Here is a 2,953-nt window from a genome sequence, read left to right as displayed (position 1 = left end):
GGGTGCTCGTAGCTCAGCGCCGCGGTGACGCCGAAGCCGAGATGCCGGGTCACGCCCGCCATAAGCGGCACCAGGGCCAGCGGGTCGTTCAATGGCGCCTGCACGCCGTGGCGCAGCGCCGCGTCGGCCGCGCCCTGGTAGACGTCGTAGACGCCCAGCACGTCGGCGAGGAAGACGCCGTCGAAGCGGCCACGCTCGAGCAGCCGTGCCAGGTCTTGCCAGTAGGCGGCGTCGGTGTAGCGGTGCGATTCGTCGCGCGGATGCGTCCAGAGACCCGGGGACTGATGCCCCACGGTGTTCATCGTGAACGCATTGAAGCGGATGAGGCGCGTCATTGCAGGAAGTCCGGCCGCGCATAGCCCGGGAAGTTCTTCTCCAGCACCGCCTTGAAGGCAGGGGCGTGGAAGGCGGCGGCGATGTCGCGGCTCCACGGCGCTTCCTTGTCCGCGCCCTTCACCGCCACCACCAGCATGTAGTGCGCCGGGGTCTTCTCCAGCACCAGCGCGTCGGTCAGCTTCAGGCCCGAGGAGATCGCGAAGTTGCCGTTGACGATCGCGTAGTCGGCGTCGTCCAGCGTGCGCGGCAGCTGGGCGGCTTCCAGCGGCTGCAGCTTGAGGTTCAGCGGGTTCGTCGCCACGTCCTTCTCGGTGACGCGGATCGGGTCGGCGCCGGGCTTCAGCGTGATCAGCTTCAGGTCCGCCAGCAGGGCCAGGCCGTGGGCCAGGTTGGCCGGGTCGTTGGCCAGCGTGATGCGGTCGCCGGGTTTCGCCTCGGCGATGCTGCGGCGCTTCTTCGAGTAGATGCCGAAGGGCGCCATCGGGCCCTGCACGATCTCCACCAGGTCCAGCTTGCGGTCCTCGCGGAAGCGGTTCAGGTAGATCGTGTGCTGGAAGAAGTTGGCGTCCAGCGCGCCCTGCGCCAGCGCGAGGTTGGGCTGCACGTAGTCGTTGAACTCGACCAGCTTGACCTTGTAGCCCTTCTGCTCCAGCAGCGGCTTGATGCCCAGGCGCAGCACCTCGATGTTGGAGCCGGCGGTGGCGCCGATGACGAGTTCCTTCTTGGTCTCGGCGGCGAAGGCGGTCGTGGCGACCAGGGCGAGCGCGAGCAGGGAACGGCGGACGAGTTTCATGTCAGTGGACTTTTGGAGTTAGCGTTTGTCGAGCCGGCGGGCGGCGGTGTTGCCGATGAACTGGATCAGCTGGACGAGGGCGATCAGGATCGCGACGGTCAGCACCATCACGTCGGTCTGGAAGCGGTAGTAGCCGTAGCGGATGGCGAGGTCGCCGATGCCGCCGCCGCCCACCACGCCGGCCACCGCCGAGTAGGAGAGGAAGCTGATCGCCAGCACGGTGAGCGCGCCCGCCAGCCCGGCGCGGGCCTCGCGCAGCAGCACGCGGGTGACGATCTGGAACTCGCTGGCGCCCATCGCCTGGGCCGCCTCGACGACGCCGCGCGGCACGTCGCGCAGGCACTGCTCGACCAGCCGCGCGAAGTACGGGATCGCCGCGAAGGACAGCGGCACTGCGGCGGCCAGCGGGCCGATCGAGCTGCCGGTCAGCACCCGCGTGAAGGGCACCAGCGCTACCAGCAGGATGATGAAGGGGAAGCTGCGCACGGTGTTCACCAGCCAGTTCAGCAGGCCCGCGACCGGGCCCGGCCGCAGGCGGAACAGCAGCACCCCCAGCGGGCCGCCGAAGGCCAGCGCCGCGGCCAGGCCAACGCCCAGCATCAGCGCGGTCTGCCCGATCGCCAGCGCCAGGTCGGGCAGCAGCTCGATGATGTGCTCAGGCATAGGCCACCTCGCGTGCCAGCACGGTGCTGGCCTGCGCCGCCTCGCCCACGGCGAACTGCTCGACGATGCGGCCGTCCTCCACCACCGCCGCCTGCCGGCACAGCGCCTGCACGACGGACAGCTCGTGCGTGACGATCACCAGCGTCACACCCAGCCGCGCGTTGATGTCGGCCAGCGTGGCCAGCAGCTCGCGCGTGGTCTCGGCATCGAGCGCCGAGGTGGGCTCGTCGCACAGCAGCACGGCCGGCCGCGGGGCCAGCGCGCGGGCGATCGCCACGCGCTGCTTCTGGCCGCCGCTGAGCTGCGCCGGGTAGCTGGCCGCCTTGTCCTGCAGGCCCACCAGGGCCAGGCATTCATCCACCCGCGCGGAAACCTCGGCCTTCGACGCGCGGCCGTCCAGGCGCAGCGGGAAGGCGACGTTCTGCGCCACGGTGGCGTTCTGCAGCAGGTTGAACTGCTGGAAGATCATGCCGATCTGCCGGCGCGCCGCGCGCAGCCCGGCCGGGCTCAGCTGCGTCAGCTCCTGGCCGGCGACGAACACGCGGCCGGCATCGGGCCGCTCCAGCAGGTTGACCAGGTGCAGCAGCGTGGACTTGCCGGCGCCGCTGCGACCGATCAGGCCGAGGATCTCGCCCGCGCGCACCTGCAGGCTCACGTCGCGCACCGCCTGGAAGCTGCCGAAGGACTTGGACACGCCATCCAGCCGGATCAGCGGATGGGCAAGGGAAGTGACGCTCATGTTCAGGAATACGAAGTCGCTTCGGGGATGCGGCCCTCGAGCCGGAAGCGGCCGAGGTCGCGCAGCTTGTAGTCGACCGGGTCGTGCAGCGTGTGCACGCGGGCGTTGCGCCAGAAGCGGTCCAGGCCGAAGCGCGCCGCGGTGCTGCGCGCGCCGGTCAGCTCGAACAGCTGGGTGCTGACCTCCAGGCCCGCGCGGTGCGCCAGCACCTTGGCCTCGGCGCCGGCCACGGCCACGTCTCCGCGCTCTTCCGCCGTCAGCGCCTCGCCGCGGGCCAGCGCCGCTTCGAGCTTCTGCACCGCCGCGTCGACGACCGCCTGCGCGGCCCGTACGTACAGCCACAGGTCGCCGTAGCGCTGCTGCACGTAGGGGTCGTCGGCGGCGCGCTGCACGCCGGAGGCGGACCAGGGGCGGGCGTGGGT

4 protein-coding genes and 1 pseudogene are annotated in these 2,953 nt (G+C 70.8%); all 5 read right to left on the bottom strand.

The features are described 5' to 3' along the window. A pseudogene (locus B0W88_RS30895) lies at positions 1-335 on the bottom strand (LLM class flavin-dependent oxidoreductase); the annotation flags it as partial. Next, entirely contained in the window at positions 332-1,129 is a 798-nt protein-coding gene (locus B0W88_RS30890) for a MetQ/NlpA family ABC transporter substrate-binding protein (protein WP_077038307.1), read from the bottom strand. The pseudogene B0W88_RS30895 and the gene B0W88_RS30890, both read right to left, overlap by 4 nt. A gap of 18 nt (positions 1,130-1,147) precedes the next feature. After that, positions 1,148-1,792: a methionine ABC transporter permease gene (locus B0W88_RS30885; protein WP_077038306.1), complete on the bottom strand. Its 645-nt coding sequence runs from the start codon at positions 1,790-1,792 to the stop codon at positions 1,148-1,150. Next, a complete protein-coding gene (locus B0W88_RS30880; RefSeq protein ID WP_077038305.1) occupies positions 1,785-2,531 on the bottom strand; it encodes a methionine ABC transporter ATP-binding protein in 747 nt (248 codons plus the stop codon). Before B0W88_RS30880 ends, B0W88_RS30885 begins: the two co-directional genes overlap by 8 nt. A 2-nt stretch (positions 2,532-2,533) precedes the next feature. Beyond that, positions 2,534-2,953, bottom strand: a 420-nt coding sequence (locus tag B0W88_RS30875) for an acyl-CoA dehydrogenase family protein (RefSeq protein WP_255378677.1), incomplete at its 5' end; no start/stop codon positions are given.

This window comes from Pelomonas sp. KK5, assembly GCF_001984095.1.
Classification (GTDB): Bacteria; Pseudomonadota; Gammaproteobacteria; order Burkholderiales; family Burkholderiaceae_C; genus KK5.
This window is presented reverse-complemented; position numbering and strand designations above follow the sequence as displayed.